Below are 14,384 nucleotides of genomic sequence, written 5' to 3'. Positions count from 1 at the left end.
CGATGCACGAACCGGAGTTCGTCGCCGTCGTCCGGGAGAAGATCGTCGTCTCCGACGGCGTGGTCGCCCTGGTGCTCGGCCACGCGGACGGGACCCCGCTGCCCTCCTGGCGGCCGGGGGCGCACATCGACCTCGTCCTGGGCGACGGGCTGGTGCGGCAGTACTCCCTGTGCGGCGACCCGGCGGACGCGTCGGCGTACCGGCTCGGCGTGCTGCGCGAGCCGGCCGGCCGGGGCGGCTCGGCCTATGTGCACGACACGCTGTCCCCGGGCGACCGGATCCTCGTCCGCGGCCCCCGCAACCACTTCGAACTCGAGGACGCGCCGTCGTACCTCTTCGTCGCCGGAGGCATCGGCGTCACCCCCCTGCTGCCGATGATCGCGGAGGTGGACGCCGGGGGCGCCCGATGGAGGCTGCTCTACGGCGGGCGGACCCGGCCCTCGATGGCGTTCCTCGACGTCCTCGACCGGTACGGCGACCGCGTCCTGGTCCGCCCGCAGGACAGGCACGGCCTGCTGGACCTGAAGGGCTTTCTCGAGGAGGCCACGCGGGACACGCTCGTCTACGGATGCGGCCCGGAGCCGCTGCTCGCGGCGCTCGAGGACGCCTGCGGGGCCCGGGACATGTTGCGCGTCGAACGGTTCGCACCCAAGGAATCGATCCACGACGACCGCGACGGCATGTTCGAGGTGGTGCTCGCGCAGTCCGGGCTCACTCTCACGGTCGGCCCCGGGCAGACCGTACTGGAGTGCGTCGAGGCCGCCGGGATCCCGGTGCTCTCCTCCTGCCAGGAGGGCACGTGCGGCACCTGCGAGACCGACGTCCTCGAGGGGACGCCCGACCACCGGGACTCGTTGCTGACCGAGGACGAGCGCGCCGAGGGGACGACCATGATGATCTGCGTCTCCCGCTGCCTGGGCGAAAGGCTCGTGCTCGACCTCTGAAACAGGAAACCAGAAGAGCGAGGACACATTGACCTCAGGAGCGACCACCTCATCCGGTCCCGGCCCGTCCGTCCCCGGTCCCGTCCCCGTCCCCGTCCCCGTCCTGGACGACGACCCGTTCAGCGTGTCGTTCCTGGCCGACCCGTATCCCCGCCACGAGCGGATGCGCGAGGCCGGCCCCGTCGTGTGGCTCTCCCACTACGGGATCTGGGCGTCCGCGCGTCACGAGCAGGTCGTCACGGCGCTGACCGACTGGCGGGCCTTCTCCTCCGCCTCGGGCGTCGGGCTCGCCGACTTCCGCAAGGAGAAGCCGTGGCGGGTCCCGAGCCTGCTCCTGGAGGCCGACCCGCCGGACCACACCCGCGTCCGGGAGGTCATGACGGAGGTCCTGTCCTCGCGCAGGGTCCGCGGCCTGCGGGAGGAGTTCGCCGCCGTGGCCGAGTCACTTGTGGGCGACCTGGTCGAGCGCGGCACCTTCGACGCCGTCCGCGATCTCGCGGAGGTCTTCCCGCTGCGGGTCTTCCCGGACGCCCTCGGGTTGCCGGAGGAGGGCAGGGAGAACCTGATGCCGTACGGCGGCATGGCCTTCAACGGCTTCGGCCCGCGCAACGACCTGTTCCACGAGGCGATGGCGGACGCGCCCCGGATCCAGGAATGGATCAACGAGTCCTGCCGCCGGGAGAACCTCGCCGCCGGCGGCCTGGGCCAGGACATCTGGGCCTTCGCCGACACCGGCCGGATCACCCCGGAGCAGGCGGCGATGCTGGTCCGCTCACTGCTCAGCGCCGGGATCGACACGACGGTGTACGCCATCGGAAACGCGCTCGCCGCGCTGGCCGCGCACCCCGGCCAGTGGGCGAGGGTCCACGAGAACCCGGCGCTGGCCAAACTGGCCTTCGAAGAGGCGATCCGGTTCGAGTCCCCCGTCCAGACCTTCTTCCGCACGACGACCCGGGCGGTGGACCTCGGCGGGGTACGGATCGGCCCCGGAGAGAAGATCCTTTTGTTCCTCGGGGCCGCGAATCGTGACCCCCGCAAATGGATCAACCCTCATACACTCGACGTCACTCGCCGGACCGCGGGGCACGTCGGGTTCGGAACGGGCATCCACGCCTGCGTCGGCCAGCAGGTCGCCCGCCTCGAAGGCGACGTGGTCCTGACCGCGCTCGCCAGGCGCGCGGCGATGCTGTCGCCCACGGCCGCACCCGAGCCGAGACCGAACAACACCCTGCGCGGGTTCTCCAGCGCACCCATCCGGGTGGAGAAGGCCGCCGTCCGGGGCAGATGAGGAGATCGGTGGGATGGCGTACCGTTCACCCGCCACGGGCGGCGCTTCCGGCCAGTCCGGCGCGTTCGGCGCTTCGGGCGTTTCCGGCCAGTCCGGCGTGTCCGCCGCTTCGGGCGTTTCCGGCCAGTCCGGCGTGTCCGCCGTTTCCGGCGTCTCCGGCCCGTCCGGCGCGGACGGGAGCCGGAGCGTCAGCTCGCGACTGCTCGCGCTCCTCGACGTGTTCACGGCGGCCCAGCCGGAGCTCACGCTGTCGGAGATCAGCAGGCTGGCCGACGTCCCGCTCAGCACGGCGCACCGGCTCCTCGGCGAGCTGACGGCCTGGGGCGCGCTGGAGCGCGGCCCCGACGGGAAGTACCGGATCGGCCTAAAGCTGTGGGAACTCGGCTCTCTCGCCCCCCGTGGCCTGCCGCTGCGCGATGTCGCGCTGCCGCTGATGGAGGACCTCTACGAGGCGACCCATGAGAACGTCCAGCTCTCGGTGCGCGAGGGCCCGGCCGTGGTCTTCGTCGAGCGGATCTCCGGACGCGGTGCGGTGCCCACCCTGACCCGGGTCGGCGGGCGCTTCGCCATCCACGCCACCGGAGGCGGCCTGGTCCTGCTCGCGCACGCGCCTCCTGAGATCCAGGAGCAGGTGCTCGCCGAGCCGTTGCAGACCTTCACCCGGTACACGATCGACAGTCCGGTGAGACTGCGCCGGGTGCTGGCCGAGGTCAGGCTCCGGGGCTACGCGCTCAGTGACCGCCAGGTCACCGAGGACGCCTTCACGGTCGCGGCCCCCATCTACGGCCACGGCGACGAGGTCGTGGCCGCGCTGTCCCTGGTGGTCAACCATCAGGGCGCGGAACCGGCCCATCTCGTGCCGCTGGTCCTTTCCACCGCCCGCAGCATCTCCCGCCTGCTCGGTGCGCCCAACTCGCAACATTCCGAGGACGCCCGGCACCTCAGGACGTAGCCGGCCGGGCACAGCCCCTATTTCCTCGGGCTTCCGGCCGCGCCGGCCGCGCCCGAGGCCTGCGGATCATGTGGCGGCGCGATGAATTTGTAACGTGCAGGTCCATCTGCCCTGCGGCAATACGTCGCGAGCGGTCTCCCGGACAAGACATACTCGGGAGAATGAAGTCTGCTAGCGGGGCGCCCCGGCGCCATCTGCCCACAAGTCCCTTCAAGCCCCCGCTTCCCGCGCCACCACTTGAGCAGTACAGCGTGGACGACCGGGTGAGTCACGACCGTTACGGCCTCGGTGTGGTCATCGGTGTCGAAGAGGGAGCCGCCGTCCTCGTCGATTTCGGCTCACGGCAGGAGCGGATCACGGCGCCGTACGCCAAGCTGGTCAAACTCTGAGATCCCGCGCGCCCCTGCGGCGCGCGGAACGCAAGATCGGCGTCTGAGAGACGCACATTGACACTGCGGCGGGTCGACCCCGCCCAGTGGTTAGGCATATCTCCGGGCACCCGCGGACAGTCGACGACGTGGCTGAGACTCGATCTCCCTGTCCTGGCCGGTGCCCGGGTCGCTCGCGCGGGCCCGTATCCAGGAGTGCGGTCAGCCGATCATCGAGCACGGGAGCGTCATCGCGTAGCAGGTCGCCGGTGATTTCCGTGATCACAGGTTCGCTTTCTGTCCGTGACATCGCTGATCCACGCCATTGCTTCCGGGTAGGACGCCCGGAGCCCGGTCCCTGAGCCGCGGATGTCACCCGGTCCTTGAGGCGCGGATGTCAGAAGGGCGGGACCTCGGGCACGGGATTCGGGGACTCCTTCTTGGATTGCTCGAACGGCTCACGCCCCCGCCCCGCCGCCGATGAACCGGCCGCTGATCCTTCGGATGGACGTTCGGTGGAGACTGGTTCCCACCAGATGGGGATGGCCTCCTGGCCTGAGGGGTGGCACGCGTAGGCGTCGAGGTCGATCTCGTCGGCGATGGTCCCGACATCGACCTTCATGATGCCCGGCCAGGCCGTGGGGAAGGGTTCAATGATCGGCGGTGTGCGCACCGGGTAACGATGTCCGGTGCGGCTGATCCAGATCACCTGACCCGGTGTCGACTGGACGACCTGCCAACCGTGATCGCGTAGATCGTGATCGTGCGAGCAGGCGGCCTCGAGGTTGTGCGCGGTGGTGAGTCCGCCATGGCTGTGCGGGTTGATGTGATCGAGCTCGGACCGGTTCGCGGGCGCGCGGCAACCGGGAGCGGTGCACACCCTGTCTCGGATCTGCACCCACCGCCGAAGTCCGGCCGCGGCGAATCGCCGCCGCGCCTCAGCATCACCGCCGGCATCACCGCCGGCATCACCGCCGGCATCACCGCCGGCATCACCGTCGGCATCACCGTCGGCATCGAAGCCCGGCGGGTTGGCCGCCTGGGCGCGTGCCACGTCCAGTTGCCGGATGACGTCGATGATGACGGGGGCCCAGCCTTCGAGTCCCGGCAGGTCGGCCTGCCACTCGCGCAGCAAGGTGAGGGGGATCTGCAACTCCACGATCCCGTTGCGACTCGATGGTCCGCCTGACCCGCCAGGTTGGCCCGGTCCGCCGGGTTGGCCCGGTCTGCCGGGTTGGCCGTCGGATCCTCCCAGTCTCCCCGGTGGGCGGGGCCAACCTGCGGGGCGACGCCTGGTGATCCCGGCGTACAGAAGCCGGCCGTCGTCATCGCAGACGGCGAAACGCCATTCCCCGCAGATCTGCCGTTTGGCCAGGCGGCGAGCCAGATGCGCCGGGATCGGCCCCCAACCGGCCAATTCTCCAGGGAAGTCGTCCAGGTGAAAGAGCGTGGAGACACGCACCCGCACCTCTCCGACCGCACCGACCGCACCGACCGCACCGAGCCTGGACGAATCGGAGGTCCCATCGGAAGCCCGCGGCTCGGGTTTCGGGTGGAGATCAGCCCCGGAATCATCACCAGGTCCGGAATCGGTGTCGCGACCAGGCCCGGGATCACCATCAAGTCCGGAATCGGTGTCGCGACCAGGCCTGGGATCATCACCAGGCCCGGAATCAGGGTCGGGACCAGGTCCGGAATCACCGTCAAGTCCGAGGGCAGGGTCTGAGTCGGGCGGCGTCCCGTCGAATGGCCCGCTACCGCGCTGCAGGTCACCATTCTGGACGGGTGTCTCACCGGAAGGCCCGCTGCCACGCGACGGGTCGCCATCAGGCTCGGGCCCGGAGTCACCGCCCGATTCCAGGTCGGGGAAGGTCTCGTCGGAAAGCTGGTCGTCGTAGTCGTCCTCGTCGCCGTGGGCGGCCTCGGCGGCTGCCCGGAGCAGCACCGCGATGATCGCGTCGTCGTCCAGGCCGGAGAGCTCACCATCGAGCAGACCAAGGAACACGTCGGCTCGAATGTGGTCGATCGGGCTTCCCAACCCTGCCCGCTTGGCCTTCTGCGCGATCGCATTCACCCGGCAGATCGCCGCTGCCGCCTGGTCGACCGGCAACTGCTGCCCGGTGATGGTCACGGTCCCGTCATCAAGACGCGTGCCCTCCACCCGGCGCCGCTGCACCGCACGTTCGTACCTGCGCCGCGCCCACCCCGGATCGGCGGCCAGCAACAGGCGTTTGATCTTGTCTTTCAACTGGCTGGTCGTCCACTCACCTGCCTTCGGCAACAGCGCCGCGACCACCGCATCGGCCACCTGCTCGGGCACGTCCTCCAGCCAGTCACAGAACACCCGAGCGCGCGCCTTATCGATCCGGCCGCAGAAAAGCTCGTCACGCACCCGGCGAAATCGGGTCGCCAGGAAATACGACAACCAATATTCGTATTCGGCGGAACGACGCGTCAAAGTCAACGCGGCACGAATCTCGTCAGCCGAATACTTATCCGGGCAGGCCATTTTCTTCATGTCACCCGGCGACGGCTCATAGAGCCCCACCTCGGCCATCACCTCGGCCTTGCGGGCCTGAACGTAGCTCTCCAGCTGCGCATACGCCTGCAACACCAGCACGGCGTCATAACCGCTCAACCGGCCCAGATCCAGCCCATGCAACGCGGCAGCCGACTCCGGCCCAGGCGCCATGCCCACCAGGCCGGGAGGAATCAACTGCCGCTCGACAACCACACCACGAAATTACCAACCGCCACCGACAAAAACGCCCCGCGCAGCGCCCCACCAGAATTTCCCACCGGAGGAGAAATCCGCATATACAAGAGACCGGGCGGCCCGATCTCGCCCGTCCATGCCACAAATAGCGAGCAACACAATGCCGCGCAATGCGCAAGACCGTGAACCGGGTCCACGGCCTGGCCGGTCGTCCGCATCACGCCCTCCGCCAGGGCGCTCAAGGACAGGGACTGAGGTTCAGACCGCACGCGCCCATATGCCGGACGGTCTCGACCTCCCCTGGCCCCCGCCCTCACGCGGCCCTCCTGCCCTCACGCGGTCCAAGCGGCTGGCGGCGTACAGCGGAGCAGGGCGGTACGGCGAGCGCCCACCGCCCGTGCCCGTGCCCGTGCCGGTCAGAGGTCGGGGGTTCAAGGGCCGGGGGCGGGAGTCAGGCGGGCCAGGGGCAGAGGTCGGGGCCAGGGGGTCAGAGGTCGGACAGTCGGCCGACGACCGACGATGCGCCCCAAATCACCCCATCTGGAACTCCCATTTCGGACGATCTTTGGGGTTGAATCGAAGGGAGCAAAGCTGATCGACGACGTCCCCCACCCCCGTCGAGGAGCCACCGTGACCCTCACTCCGGCAGCACCATCCTGTTCATCGGCGACGACATCACCAGCGGGCGCGGGCGCGCCGCCCCCGTCTCCCCCTTCAGGCGTGACAGGCGTGACAGGTGTGACGGGCGAAGTGCGGCTCGACATGGAACAGGAGCGATGAAGCGATGAGCAGACCACTGGGCGTCCAGCTGTACACAGTCCGGGAACAGCTCGCAGCCGACCGTAACGGCGTGCTGCGCCGGATCGCGGATATCGGCTACGACGCGGTGGAACCGTTCGACCCGACCACCGATCCGCAGGGTTTCCGGCAGTTGACCGATGATCTGGGCTTGGCCGTGCCGTGCACCCACGCTTATGCCCTGCTCGACCAGGAGCCGGGGGCCGTGCTCGACGCGATCGCCACCATCGGCGCCGACATGGTCGTCATCCCGGGCGGCATCCCGCACGAGGAGTTCACCACCCGCGACGGCCTGGCCCGCACCGCCGACCTGCTGAGCGGCCTGGCCGAACAAGCCAAGCCGTACGGCATGCGGCTCGGATATCACAATCACTGGTGGGAGATCGAGCCGCGTGTCGACGGCCGTCACGCACTGGAGGTGCTGGCCGAGATGCTCCCTCCGGAGGTCTTCCTGGAGGTCGACACGTACTGGGCCGCCGTGGGCGGCGCCGACGTGCCCGGCCTGCTGGGCCGTCTCGGCGATCGGGTCGCGGCACTGCACGTCAAGGACGGCCCCGGCGTCAAGGACGAGCCGCACACCGCCGTGGGCGCCGGGGTCATGCCGGTACCCGAGATCCTCGCCGCACGGCCGGACGCCTGGCGGATCGTCGAACTCGACAGCTGCGCGACCGACATCGTCGACGCCCTGGCCGAGAGCCGCACCTACCTGTCCACTCTGGAGGCGGTGTGAGAAGCGGGCCCGCGGGCGTCGCGATCATCGGCGCCGGTGTGATCAGCAGCCACTACCTGCGTCATCTCTCCGATTTCCCCGACACCCGCGTGCTGGGGGTCGCCGACCTCGACACCGGCCGGGCCGCCGCCGCGGCCCGGGAGTACGGCGTGCCGGTGTCCGGCGACGTGGACACCATCCTCGCGCTGCCCGAGGTGGAGATCGTCGTCAACCTCACCATTCCCGCCGCTCACGCCTCCGTCGCGATGGCGGCTCTGCGCGCGGGCAAGCACGTGTACGGCGAGAAGCCGTTGACACTCGACCTCGTCGAGGGCGAGAAGTTGCTGGCCGAAGCCAATACTCGAGGGCTGCTGGTCGGGAACGCGCCCGACACCTTCCTGGGCGCGGGCATCCAGTCGGCCGTCCGCGCGCTGCGGGCCGGCCTCATCGGCACGCCGATCGCCGCGACCGCCATGATGCAGAACCTCGGCCCCGAGTCGTGGCATCCGAGTCCCGAGTTCCTCTACCAGCGGGGCGCGGGCCCTCTGTTCGACATCGGGCCCTACTACCTGACCGCACTGGTCGCGATGCTCGGCCCCGCCTGCCAGGTGGCGGCCACCACCCGGCGTACCGGAACGCATCGCGTGATCGGCTCGGGCCCCAAGGCGGGCACGAGCTTCAAGGTCGAGGTGCCGACGCACGTCACCGCGCTGATCGACTTCGCAGAGGGCCCGACGGCCTCGTCGACCTTCAGCTTCGACTCGCCCTTACGCCGGACGATGATCGAGATCACCGGTACCGAGGGCACCCTGTCGGTGCCGGATCCCAACACCTTCGCCGGTCCGTTGTCGATTCGCGGCGCCCGGGACGACGACTGGCGCGAACTGCCGGTCGAGGGAACCACGGCCGGTCGCGGGCTCGGCGTGCTCGACATGGCACGGTCACTTCGTTCCGGCACGCCGCACCGTGCCTCGGGGGCTCTCGCGCTCCACGTCCTGGAGACGATGACGGCGATCATCGAGTCCGCGGAGCGTGGCGAGTTCCTTCCCATCCGCACCGAGGTGCCGCCCGGCGACCCTCTGCCCGAGGCGTGGGACCCGTACGCGCCGACCCTGCACTGACCTTCCCGGGCGTGTGCGCGCCGGAAGCGCGTGCGTGGAAAGCGAACGCCGGAAAGTGCCAACACATGAGAAGGAGCGTCACACACGGATGTGTGTGGGCACGGGCCGCGTGACCTGTCACGGTGCCCGTGCCCCTTCTCCGTGCCCCTCCTCCGTGCCTCTTCTCCGTTCGGTCAGCGCAGCGGGTGGGTCTTGAAGAAGTCCCACATCACCGCGGTGGCGGAGATGGTCTGGGTGACGTGCCCGGGGCCGCTGTCGGCCAGTTCGCCGGGCCAGGTGTGGCCGCCGCCCTCGATGCGGTAGTGAATGACCGTCGAGTGGGCCCGGCAGCCCGTCCACTGGAAGGCGGTGATGTCGTCCTTGGCGACGATCGTCTGCGGGGTGCCGTCGCAGCCGTCACGCTCGGCCCACGCGGCGGTCCAGTCGAACACCGGGGGGAGGCCGTCTTCGGGCTCACCCAGGTAGTCGACGATCGAGTCGGCGGTGCCGTGGAAGTCCAGGATCGGCACGGCCCGCCGCGGTGCGCAGTTCTGCTCCCCGGCCTGATAGAAGGCTCCCGAGACCGGTGCGGCGGCGGCGATCCTGCGAGACAGGCGGCAGGCCAGGACGCCGGCGAAGCCTGCGCCGTTGGACTTACCCGTGACGAAGATGCGGGCCGGGTCGACGCAGAGGGTGCCCTGCAGCTCGTTGAGCAGGTCACTGACGAACAGCACATCGTCGGCGCCCGCGGCATAAGGGGCCCCCTGCCACGCGGTGTGGCCGCCCTCGCCTATCAGGCCCAGCGGGTAGACGGCGATCGCGTCGAGCGCCGAGATGCCGGAGAAGCCCTCGATCTGCTCACTGCTGCCTTTGCGGCCGTGGAACGCCATGACCAGTGGCGTCTTTCTCCCGGGCCGATAGGTCGCGGGAAGGTGCAGAACGTAGGAGCGCGTCACGCCACCGGAGACGATGGTGTGCTGCTCCGAGACGCCGGGCTCCGCGGTGGGCGGCCGCCGGCAGCCTCGGGTCGGGACCCGGTGGTCGACGACCCCGGACTGATGACCGCGCGGTCCGGCCTGCCGTACCGGCTCCGCCGAAGCCGAAGCCGACGCCGACGCGGGCGTCACGGCGGCCGCGGTGAGTCCGACGACGAGCGCGGCCGACGCCGCGACGCGCAGGAGTTTGGGGGTGAATGTGCGCATGCTGAACCAGCCTTCTGTCGAAGGTTGCGGGTGGGGGGTGCGGAGCGCGGCGGGAGTCAGGTGACCGCGCTCAGGAACGCCTGGAGTCTCGGGCTTTCCGGCGCGCCGAAGAACTTGTCCGGGGCGGCCTTCTCGATCAGCCTGCCGTGGTCGAGGAAGACGACCTGTCCGGCGGCCTCCTGCGCGAAACGCATCTCGTGCGTCACCACGATCATCGTCATGCCTTGTCCGGCCAGGTCGCGCATGATGGAAAGCACGCCTTTGACCAGCTCCGGGTCGAGCGCGGACGTCGCTTCGTCGAACAGCATCACCTCCGGTTCCATCGCCAGGGCGCGGGCGATGGCCACACGTTGTTGCTGGCCTCCCGACAGTTGTCCCGGCCGCCGATGCTCCAGGCCTGCCAGCCCCACCGAAGCCAGGTGCGTGCGTGCCCGCTCGGCCGCCTCGTCCGCCGGCAGCTTGCGTACGCGCCGGAGTGCGAGCGTGATGTTGTCCAGCGCGGTGCGGTAGGGGAACAGGTTGAAGGTCTGGAAGACCATGCCGATCCGCGCGCGGACCGCGTCGATGTCCGCCGACCTGTCGGTCACGTCGGTGTCGCCGAGGAGCACCCTGCCCTCATCGGGTTCCTCGAGCCGGTTGGTGCAGCGCAGCAGGGTCGACTTGCCGGAGCCCGAGGGTCCTACGACGCACGTGGTCTGACCGCCCGGGACCTCCAGGCAGATGTCGTGGAGGACCCGGGTCCGCCCGAATCTCTTGTTCACGTGGTCGAAGGTGACCGGGGTGCCGTGGGTCGTGGGGGCCTGCGAGGTGGTCTGTGTCGTCATGGGGTCATCCCGTGCCTTGATGTGCGAGTGCCCGGTCCATGTCGGTCGCGCTGTCGGTCGCGCTGTCGGTCGCGCTGCCGGTCGGCGCGTCCTTCCGCCCGTCCCGGAGCCGCCGTTCCCAGGCGTTGACCGCGTAGGTCAACGGCACCGTGATCGCCAGGAAGAGGAGACCCGCCGCCACGAGCGGCGACAGCGACGCGTTGACGATCGCCGTATCCTGCGCGATCGCGAACATCTCCCGCTGGCCGGCCGTCAGACCGAGGAGGTAGACCAGCGCGGTGCCCTTGATGACGAGGATGAACTGCCCGGTCAAAGGTGGCAGGACGCGACGGGCTCCCGTCGGGAAGACCACAAAACGCAGCGTCTCCAGGTGGGACAGGCCGAGGCCGCGGGCCGCCTCCGTCTGTCCCTTCTCCACGCTCTGGAATCCCGCCCGGAAGATCTCGGCCATGTAGGCACCTTCGAGCAGGCCGATCGCCAGCGCGGCATATCCGTAGGTGCTCTCACCGAACAGCGTGATCCCGGCGAGCGGCAGTCCCTGACCGACCAGGTAAACGGTGAGGATGTGCGGCAGACCGCGCAGGACGTCGACGTACATCCGGCACGGCAGGCGGACCGCCACCTTGGACGACATCAGCCCGGCCGCGATCACGACTCCGACGACGACGCCGATCACGCTCGCGAGCACCGCCAGGAGCAGCGTGTTGGGGAGGCCGACTCGCAGCAGGGTCGGCAGGGTCTGCCCGATGAGGTCGAGGTTGAAGAACGTCTCCCACACGCGCTGAAGCCCCTCGAACATCGCAGGCCTCCTACGAGCTCGCGGAAGGCGCCGCGGACGCCGTGGCCCCGGCGGGAGCGGTCGTCGACATGCCCGGATGCTCGGTGACGAGTTCCTCGGGTATCTGCGCGTCCGCCGGGTTCCACTTGTAGAACAGCCGGGTGTACGTGCCGTCCCCGATCATGCCGTCGAGGTTCTTGTTAACCGCGTCGAGAAGCTTCTGCTTGTCCTTGGCCACGGGGAACGCGGTCTTGCCCGACGTGATCACCTCGGAGGCGGTGAAGTCGTCGTGCTGTGCGAGCAACTCGCGCACGGTGGCCGTACCGGAGAACAGCCCGTCCACCTGGCCGGCGGTAAGGGCGTTCGCGCTCGCCGCGATGTTCGGGAACTCCTTGATGACCACTGTGGGAGCGGTTTTCTGCAGCAACGGAATGAGCGCGCTCCCGCGGGTGATGGCGACCGTCTTGCCCCCGGAGTCCTTGATGGTCGCGAGCGGCGACTGCTTGAGGGAGATCAGTTGAGCCTCGCCGTACGAGACCGCTGCGGTGAAGTTGGTGACCGCCTCACGTTCGGGCGTGACCAGCACACCGAACGCGGCGGTGTCGTACCGGTGGTTGCGGACGCTGGGCAGCAGACTGGCGAAGTCACTGGACACGTACGTCGTCTTCAGGCCCATGCGCTTGGCGATCTCATCCATGAGATCGACGTACATGCCGGTGGCCTTGCCGTCCTGCAGGAACGACGCCGGCTTGTCGTCGGTGCGGAAGGCGATGGACAGGACACCTGGCTTGACCAGCCCCAGATCGGCACCGTTCTGCGCGCCGCCATCGGTACCGTCGGCGCCGCCGCAGGCCGTGCCGGCCAGGGCGACCGCTATGGCGACCGCGGCCAGCCGCGATGAGGACCGGCGTCTGCTGCGTACGGATGCGGGGGGCATGGTGACTCCTTGAGGTGATGGACGGGGTGTCCGACGAAGTGATGGACGGGGTGTCCGACGTGGAACCGTCGTCGATGCTCAGACGGAATGGCGATGCTCAGACGGAATGGGGCGTGGCCGGCGCCGATGGCGAACTGGGCAGCGGCAGGGCGATGAACTGCTCGAGGAACGAGGTGAGCCGGTCCAGGGCGGCCTTCACCTGTCGTTCACCGAACTCGGCGCTCGCCACGGTGGCGTCGCCGAGGGCACCGTTCGGATCGAGGCGGTGGTAGGGCTGGGGGAAATGGATCGCGGGGTGCATCCGGCTGAGCCGGCCCGCGGGATCGAGGTCGGAACGGCGATGCGTTCCGGACACCAGGCTCTCCGTCCGCACCAGATCCGGCGCCAGGTACAGGGCCTGCGAAGTCTCCACCTCGCAGGAATGGCCGCGCAGCTCGCTGACCCCCTCTTGGCTGATGACGTCCGGCACCAGGGCGGAGATGCCGCTGGAGGCGAGGTGCATGTCAGGGAAGTCGGCGCGGATGCGGATCGACGCGATGTCGACCACCGCGTTGTTGCCTCCGTGCCCGTTGAGGAGGAACACCTTGCGCCAGCCGTGCCGATGGAGGCTGTGGACGATCTCATAGATGACTTGCTGCAACGTCTCCGGCGACAGCGTGAGCGTGCCGGGAAAGCCCATGTGGTGCTCGGACAGGCCGACCGTCGTCTCCGGCGCGATCACCGCGCGGGGCGCCATCCGTTCGGCGACCAACTTCGCCAGCTCGACCGCCCGGACCGTGTCCGTCTGCAAGGCCATGCCGCGGCCGTGTTGCTCGCACGAGCCGAGCGGCACGATCACCAGCGGCGCGACTTCGCGGGCTGCTTCCACTTCGGGCCATGTCATCTCGGCGAGAAGATGACCGCTCCCCCGAGGGCGACTCTGCCTCTGCGGCCCTACCCCTACCAATGTGTCTCTCCAGTCCTATCGATACAGCTGTGCTCGCGCCGAGTTCGGAGCCGGTCACCGCCGGCTCCGGCCACCTGCCGGCGTCAGGACAGGCGCGCGGCGACCGCGTTGCGGATCTCGGTCAGGTGTGCGCGGGTCAGCTCGCCGGCACGCGCCGCGTCCTGGTCCGCCACCGCCTCGAAGATGGCGACGTGCTGGTCATAGTCGGCGCGGTGGTCGTACATCCGCCGCACCTCCCGCTGCTCCCGCCGCCGCACGGCGAGCAGTGAGTCGATCACCTCGTAGATCACGGTGTTGCCCGACGCCGCGGCGAGCTCGCGGTGGAAGTTCAACCGCGCCTCCGGCTGGTCGGCGTCGCGCGGCTGCAGAGCGGTGGCGAGTGCCGCCTGCAACCGGTCGAGATTGTCCGACGTGCGGTGCAGCGCCGCCCGCATGGCGATGGTGGGCTCGATCATCAACCGGGCCTCGACCAGCTGCAGGGTCGCCTCCGTGGAGATCCCCGTCGTATGGGGATTGGCGAGGACCATCCGGGAGACGCCGGCCCCCACGTAGACACCCGAGCCGTGACGCAACTCGACCGCGCCGGTCGCCTGCAGACCGCGGAGCGCCTCCCGAACGGTCGGGGCTGTGACGGAGAACCGTTTCGCCAGATCCCGCACCGTAGGGAGTCCGTCGCCGTAACTCAGGTTGTCCCGCCTGATGATCTCCAGGATCTGGGTCATCAGTCCGTCGGTGAGGCTCGGTCTCACCGACGGGGAGACCGGAGCGTCGTACTCCGTCATGCTGCCGCCATCCATTTCGCGTTCGAAAAACGACCAAGTG

13 protein-coding genes are annotated in these 14,384 nt (G+C 69.3%); 6 read left to right on the top strand and 7 right to left on the bottom strand.

Annotated features, from left to right (window positions below; all coding sequences use genetic code 11):
- Nucleotides 1–2: 2 nt before the first annotated feature.
- From Psi02_RS07185 to Psi02_RS07170, 4 genes are all read left to right on the top strand, one after another.
- Nucleotides 3–944: a PDR/VanB family oxidoreductase gene (locus Psi02_RS07185; protein ID WP_203972660.1), complete on the top strand. Its 942-nt coding sequence runs from the start codon at nt 3–5 to the stop codon at nt 942–944.
- Between the two features lie 28 nt (nt 945–972).
- Nucleotides 973–2,232 carry a cytochrome P450 gene (locus tag Psi02_RS07180; RefSeq protein ID WP_239094676.1) on the top strand — a complete coding sequence of 420 codons (1,260 nt, stop codon included), beginning with the start codon at nt 973–975 and terminating at the stop codon, nt 2,230–2,232.
- A gap of 13 nt (nt 2,233–2,245) precedes the next feature.
- Nucleotides 2,246–3,184, top strand: a complete 939-nt coding sequence (locus tag Psi02_RS07175; RefSeq protein WP_203972659.1) for an IclR family transcriptional regulator — start codon at nt 2,246–2,248, stop codon at nt 3,182–3,184.
- A 161-nt stretch (nt 3,185–3,345) separates the two neighbouring features.
- A complete protein-coding gene (locus Psi02_RS07170) occupies nt 3,346–3,573 on the top strand; it encodes a hypothetical protein (RefSeq protein WP_203953145.1) in 228 nt (75 codons plus the stop codon).
- A 376-nt stretch (nt 3,574–3,949) separates the two neighbouring features.
- Here Psi02_RS07170 and Psi02_RS07165 read toward each other — a convergent pair whose 3' ends face one another.
- On the bottom strand, nt 3,950–6,286 hold the full coding sequence (locus Psi02_RS07165) for an HNH endonuclease signature motif containing protein (RefSeq protein ID WP_203972658.1): 2,337 nt from the start codon (nt 6,284–6,286) through the stop codon (nt 3,950–3,952).
- Nucleotides 6,287–7,052: 766 nt separating this feature from the next.
- On the opposite strand from Psi02_RS07165, the gene Psi02_RS07160 reads away from it, so the two are divergent.
- Both Psi02_RS07160 and Psi02_RS07155 read left to right on the top strand, forming a co-directional pair.
- The gene (locus tag Psi02_RS07160; protein WP_203972657.1) at nt 7,053–7,796 is read left to right on the top strand and encodes a sugar phosphate isomerase/epimerase family protein; all 744 of its coding nucleotides are present in this window, start codon (nt 7,053–7,055) and stop codon (nt 7,794–7,796) included.
- Entirely contained in the window at nt 7,793–8,896 is a 1,104-nt protein-coding gene (locus tag Psi02_RS07155) for a Gfo/Idh/MocA family protein (protein ID WP_203972656.1), read from the top strand. The genes Psi02_RS07160 and Psi02_RS07155 overlap by 4 nt, the downstream gene beginning before the upstream one ends.
- 173 nt (nt 8,897–9,069) lie before the next feature.
- Here Psi02_RS07155 and Psi02_RS07150 read toward each other — a convergent pair whose 3' ends face one another.
- From Psi02_RS07150 to Psi02_RS07125, 6 genes are all read right to left on the bottom strand, one after another.
- Nucleotides 9,070–10,077, bottom strand: a complete 1,008-nt coding sequence (locus Psi02_RS07150; RefSeq protein ID WP_203972655.1) for a CE1 family esterase — start codon at nt 10,075–10,077, stop codon at nt 9,070–9,072.
- 56 nt (nt 10,078–10,133) lie between these two features.
- On the bottom strand, nt 10,134–10,901 hold the full coding sequence (locus Psi02_RS07145; protein WP_203972654.1) for an amino acid ABC transporter ATP-binding protein: 768 nt from the start codon (nt 10,899–10,901) through the stop codon (nt 10,134–10,136).
- A 4-nt stretch (nt 10,902–10,905) separates the two neighbouring features.
- Complete coding sequence (locus Psi02_RS07140; protein ID WP_203972653.1) at nt 10,906–11,700, bottom strand: amino acid ABC transporter permease; 795 nt, start codon at nt 11,698–11,700, stop codon at nt 10,906–10,908.
- Between the two features lie 10 nt (nt 11,701–11,710).
- Nucleotides 11,711–12,616 (bottom strand): substrate-binding periplasmic protein, encoded by a 906-nt coding sequence (locus Psi02_RS07135; RefSeq protein WP_203972652.1) that lies wholly within the window; start codon nt 12,614–12,616, stop codon nt 11,711–11,713.
- A gap of 97 nt (nt 12,617–12,713) precedes the next feature.
- The gene (locus Psi02_RS07130) at nt 12,714–13,499 is read right to left on the bottom strand and encodes a creatininase family protein (protein WP_203972651.1); all 786 of its coding nucleotides are present in this window, start codon (nt 13,497–13,499) and stop codon (nt 12,714–12,716) included.
- Nucleotides 13,500–13,645: 146 nt separating this feature from the next.
- The gene (locus Psi02_RS07125; protein WP_203972650.1) at nt 13,646–14,344 is read right to left on the bottom strand and encodes a FadR/GntR family transcriptional regulator; all 699 of its coding nucleotides are present in this window, start codon (nt 14,342–14,344) and stop codon (nt 13,646–13,648) included.
- Nucleotides 14,345–14,384 lie beyond the last annotated feature (40 nt).

It is taken from the genome of Planotetraspora silvatica, assembly GCF_016863315.1.
Classification (GTDB): domain Bacteria; phylum Actinomycetota; class Actinomycetes; order Streptosporangiales; family Streptosporangiaceae; genus Planotetraspora; species Planotetraspora silvatica.
The sequence above is the reverse complement of the archived record's forward strand: the minus strand, read 5'-3'. Positions and strand labels throughout refer to the sequence as shown.

Excerpts from the sequence above, each read along its gene's own strand:
- Psi02_RS07145 (WP_203972654.1), bottom strand. The coding sequence starts at position 10,901 with ATGACGACACAGACCACCTCGCAGGCCCCCACGACCCACGGCACCCCG.
- Psi02_RS07150 (WP_203972655.1), bottom strand. The coding sequence starts at position 10,077 with ATGCGCACATTCACCCCCAAACTCCTGCGCGTCGCGGCGTCGGCCGCG.
- Psi02_RS07160 (WP_203972657.1), top strand. The coding sequence starts at position 7,053 with ATGAGCAGACCACTGGGCGTCCAGCTGTACACAGTCCGGGAACAGCTC.
- Psi02_RS07170 (WP_203953145.1), top strand. The coding sequence starts at position 3,346 with ATGAAGTCTGCTAGCGGGGCGCCCCGGCGCCATCTGCCCACAAGTCCC.
- Psi02_RS07175 (WP_203972659.1), top strand. The coding sequence starts at position 2,246 with ATGGCGTACCGTTCACCCGCCACGGGCGGCGCTTCCGGCCAGTCCGGC.
- Psi02_RS07125 (WP_203972650.1), bottom strand. The coding sequence starts at position 14,344 with ATGACGGAGTACGACGCTCCGGTCTCCCCGTCGGTGAGACCGAGCCTC.
- Psi02_RS07140 (WP_203972653.1), bottom strand. The coding sequence starts at position 11,700 with ATGTTCGAGGGGCTTCAGCGCGTGTGGGAGACGTTCTTCAACCTCGAC.
- Psi02_RS07135 (WP_203972652.1), bottom strand. The coding sequence starts at position 12,616 with ATGCCCCCCGCATCCGTACGCAGCAGACGCCGGTCCTCATCGCGGCTG.
- Psi02_RS07185 (WP_203972660.1), top strand. The coding sequence starts at position 3 with ATGCACGAACCGGAGTTCGTCGCCGTCGTCCGGGAGAAGATCGTCGTC.
- Psi02_RS07130 (WP_203972651.1), bottom strand. The coding sequence starts at position 13,499 with ATGACATGGCCCGAAGTGGAAGCAGCCCGCGAAGTCGCGCCGCTGGTG.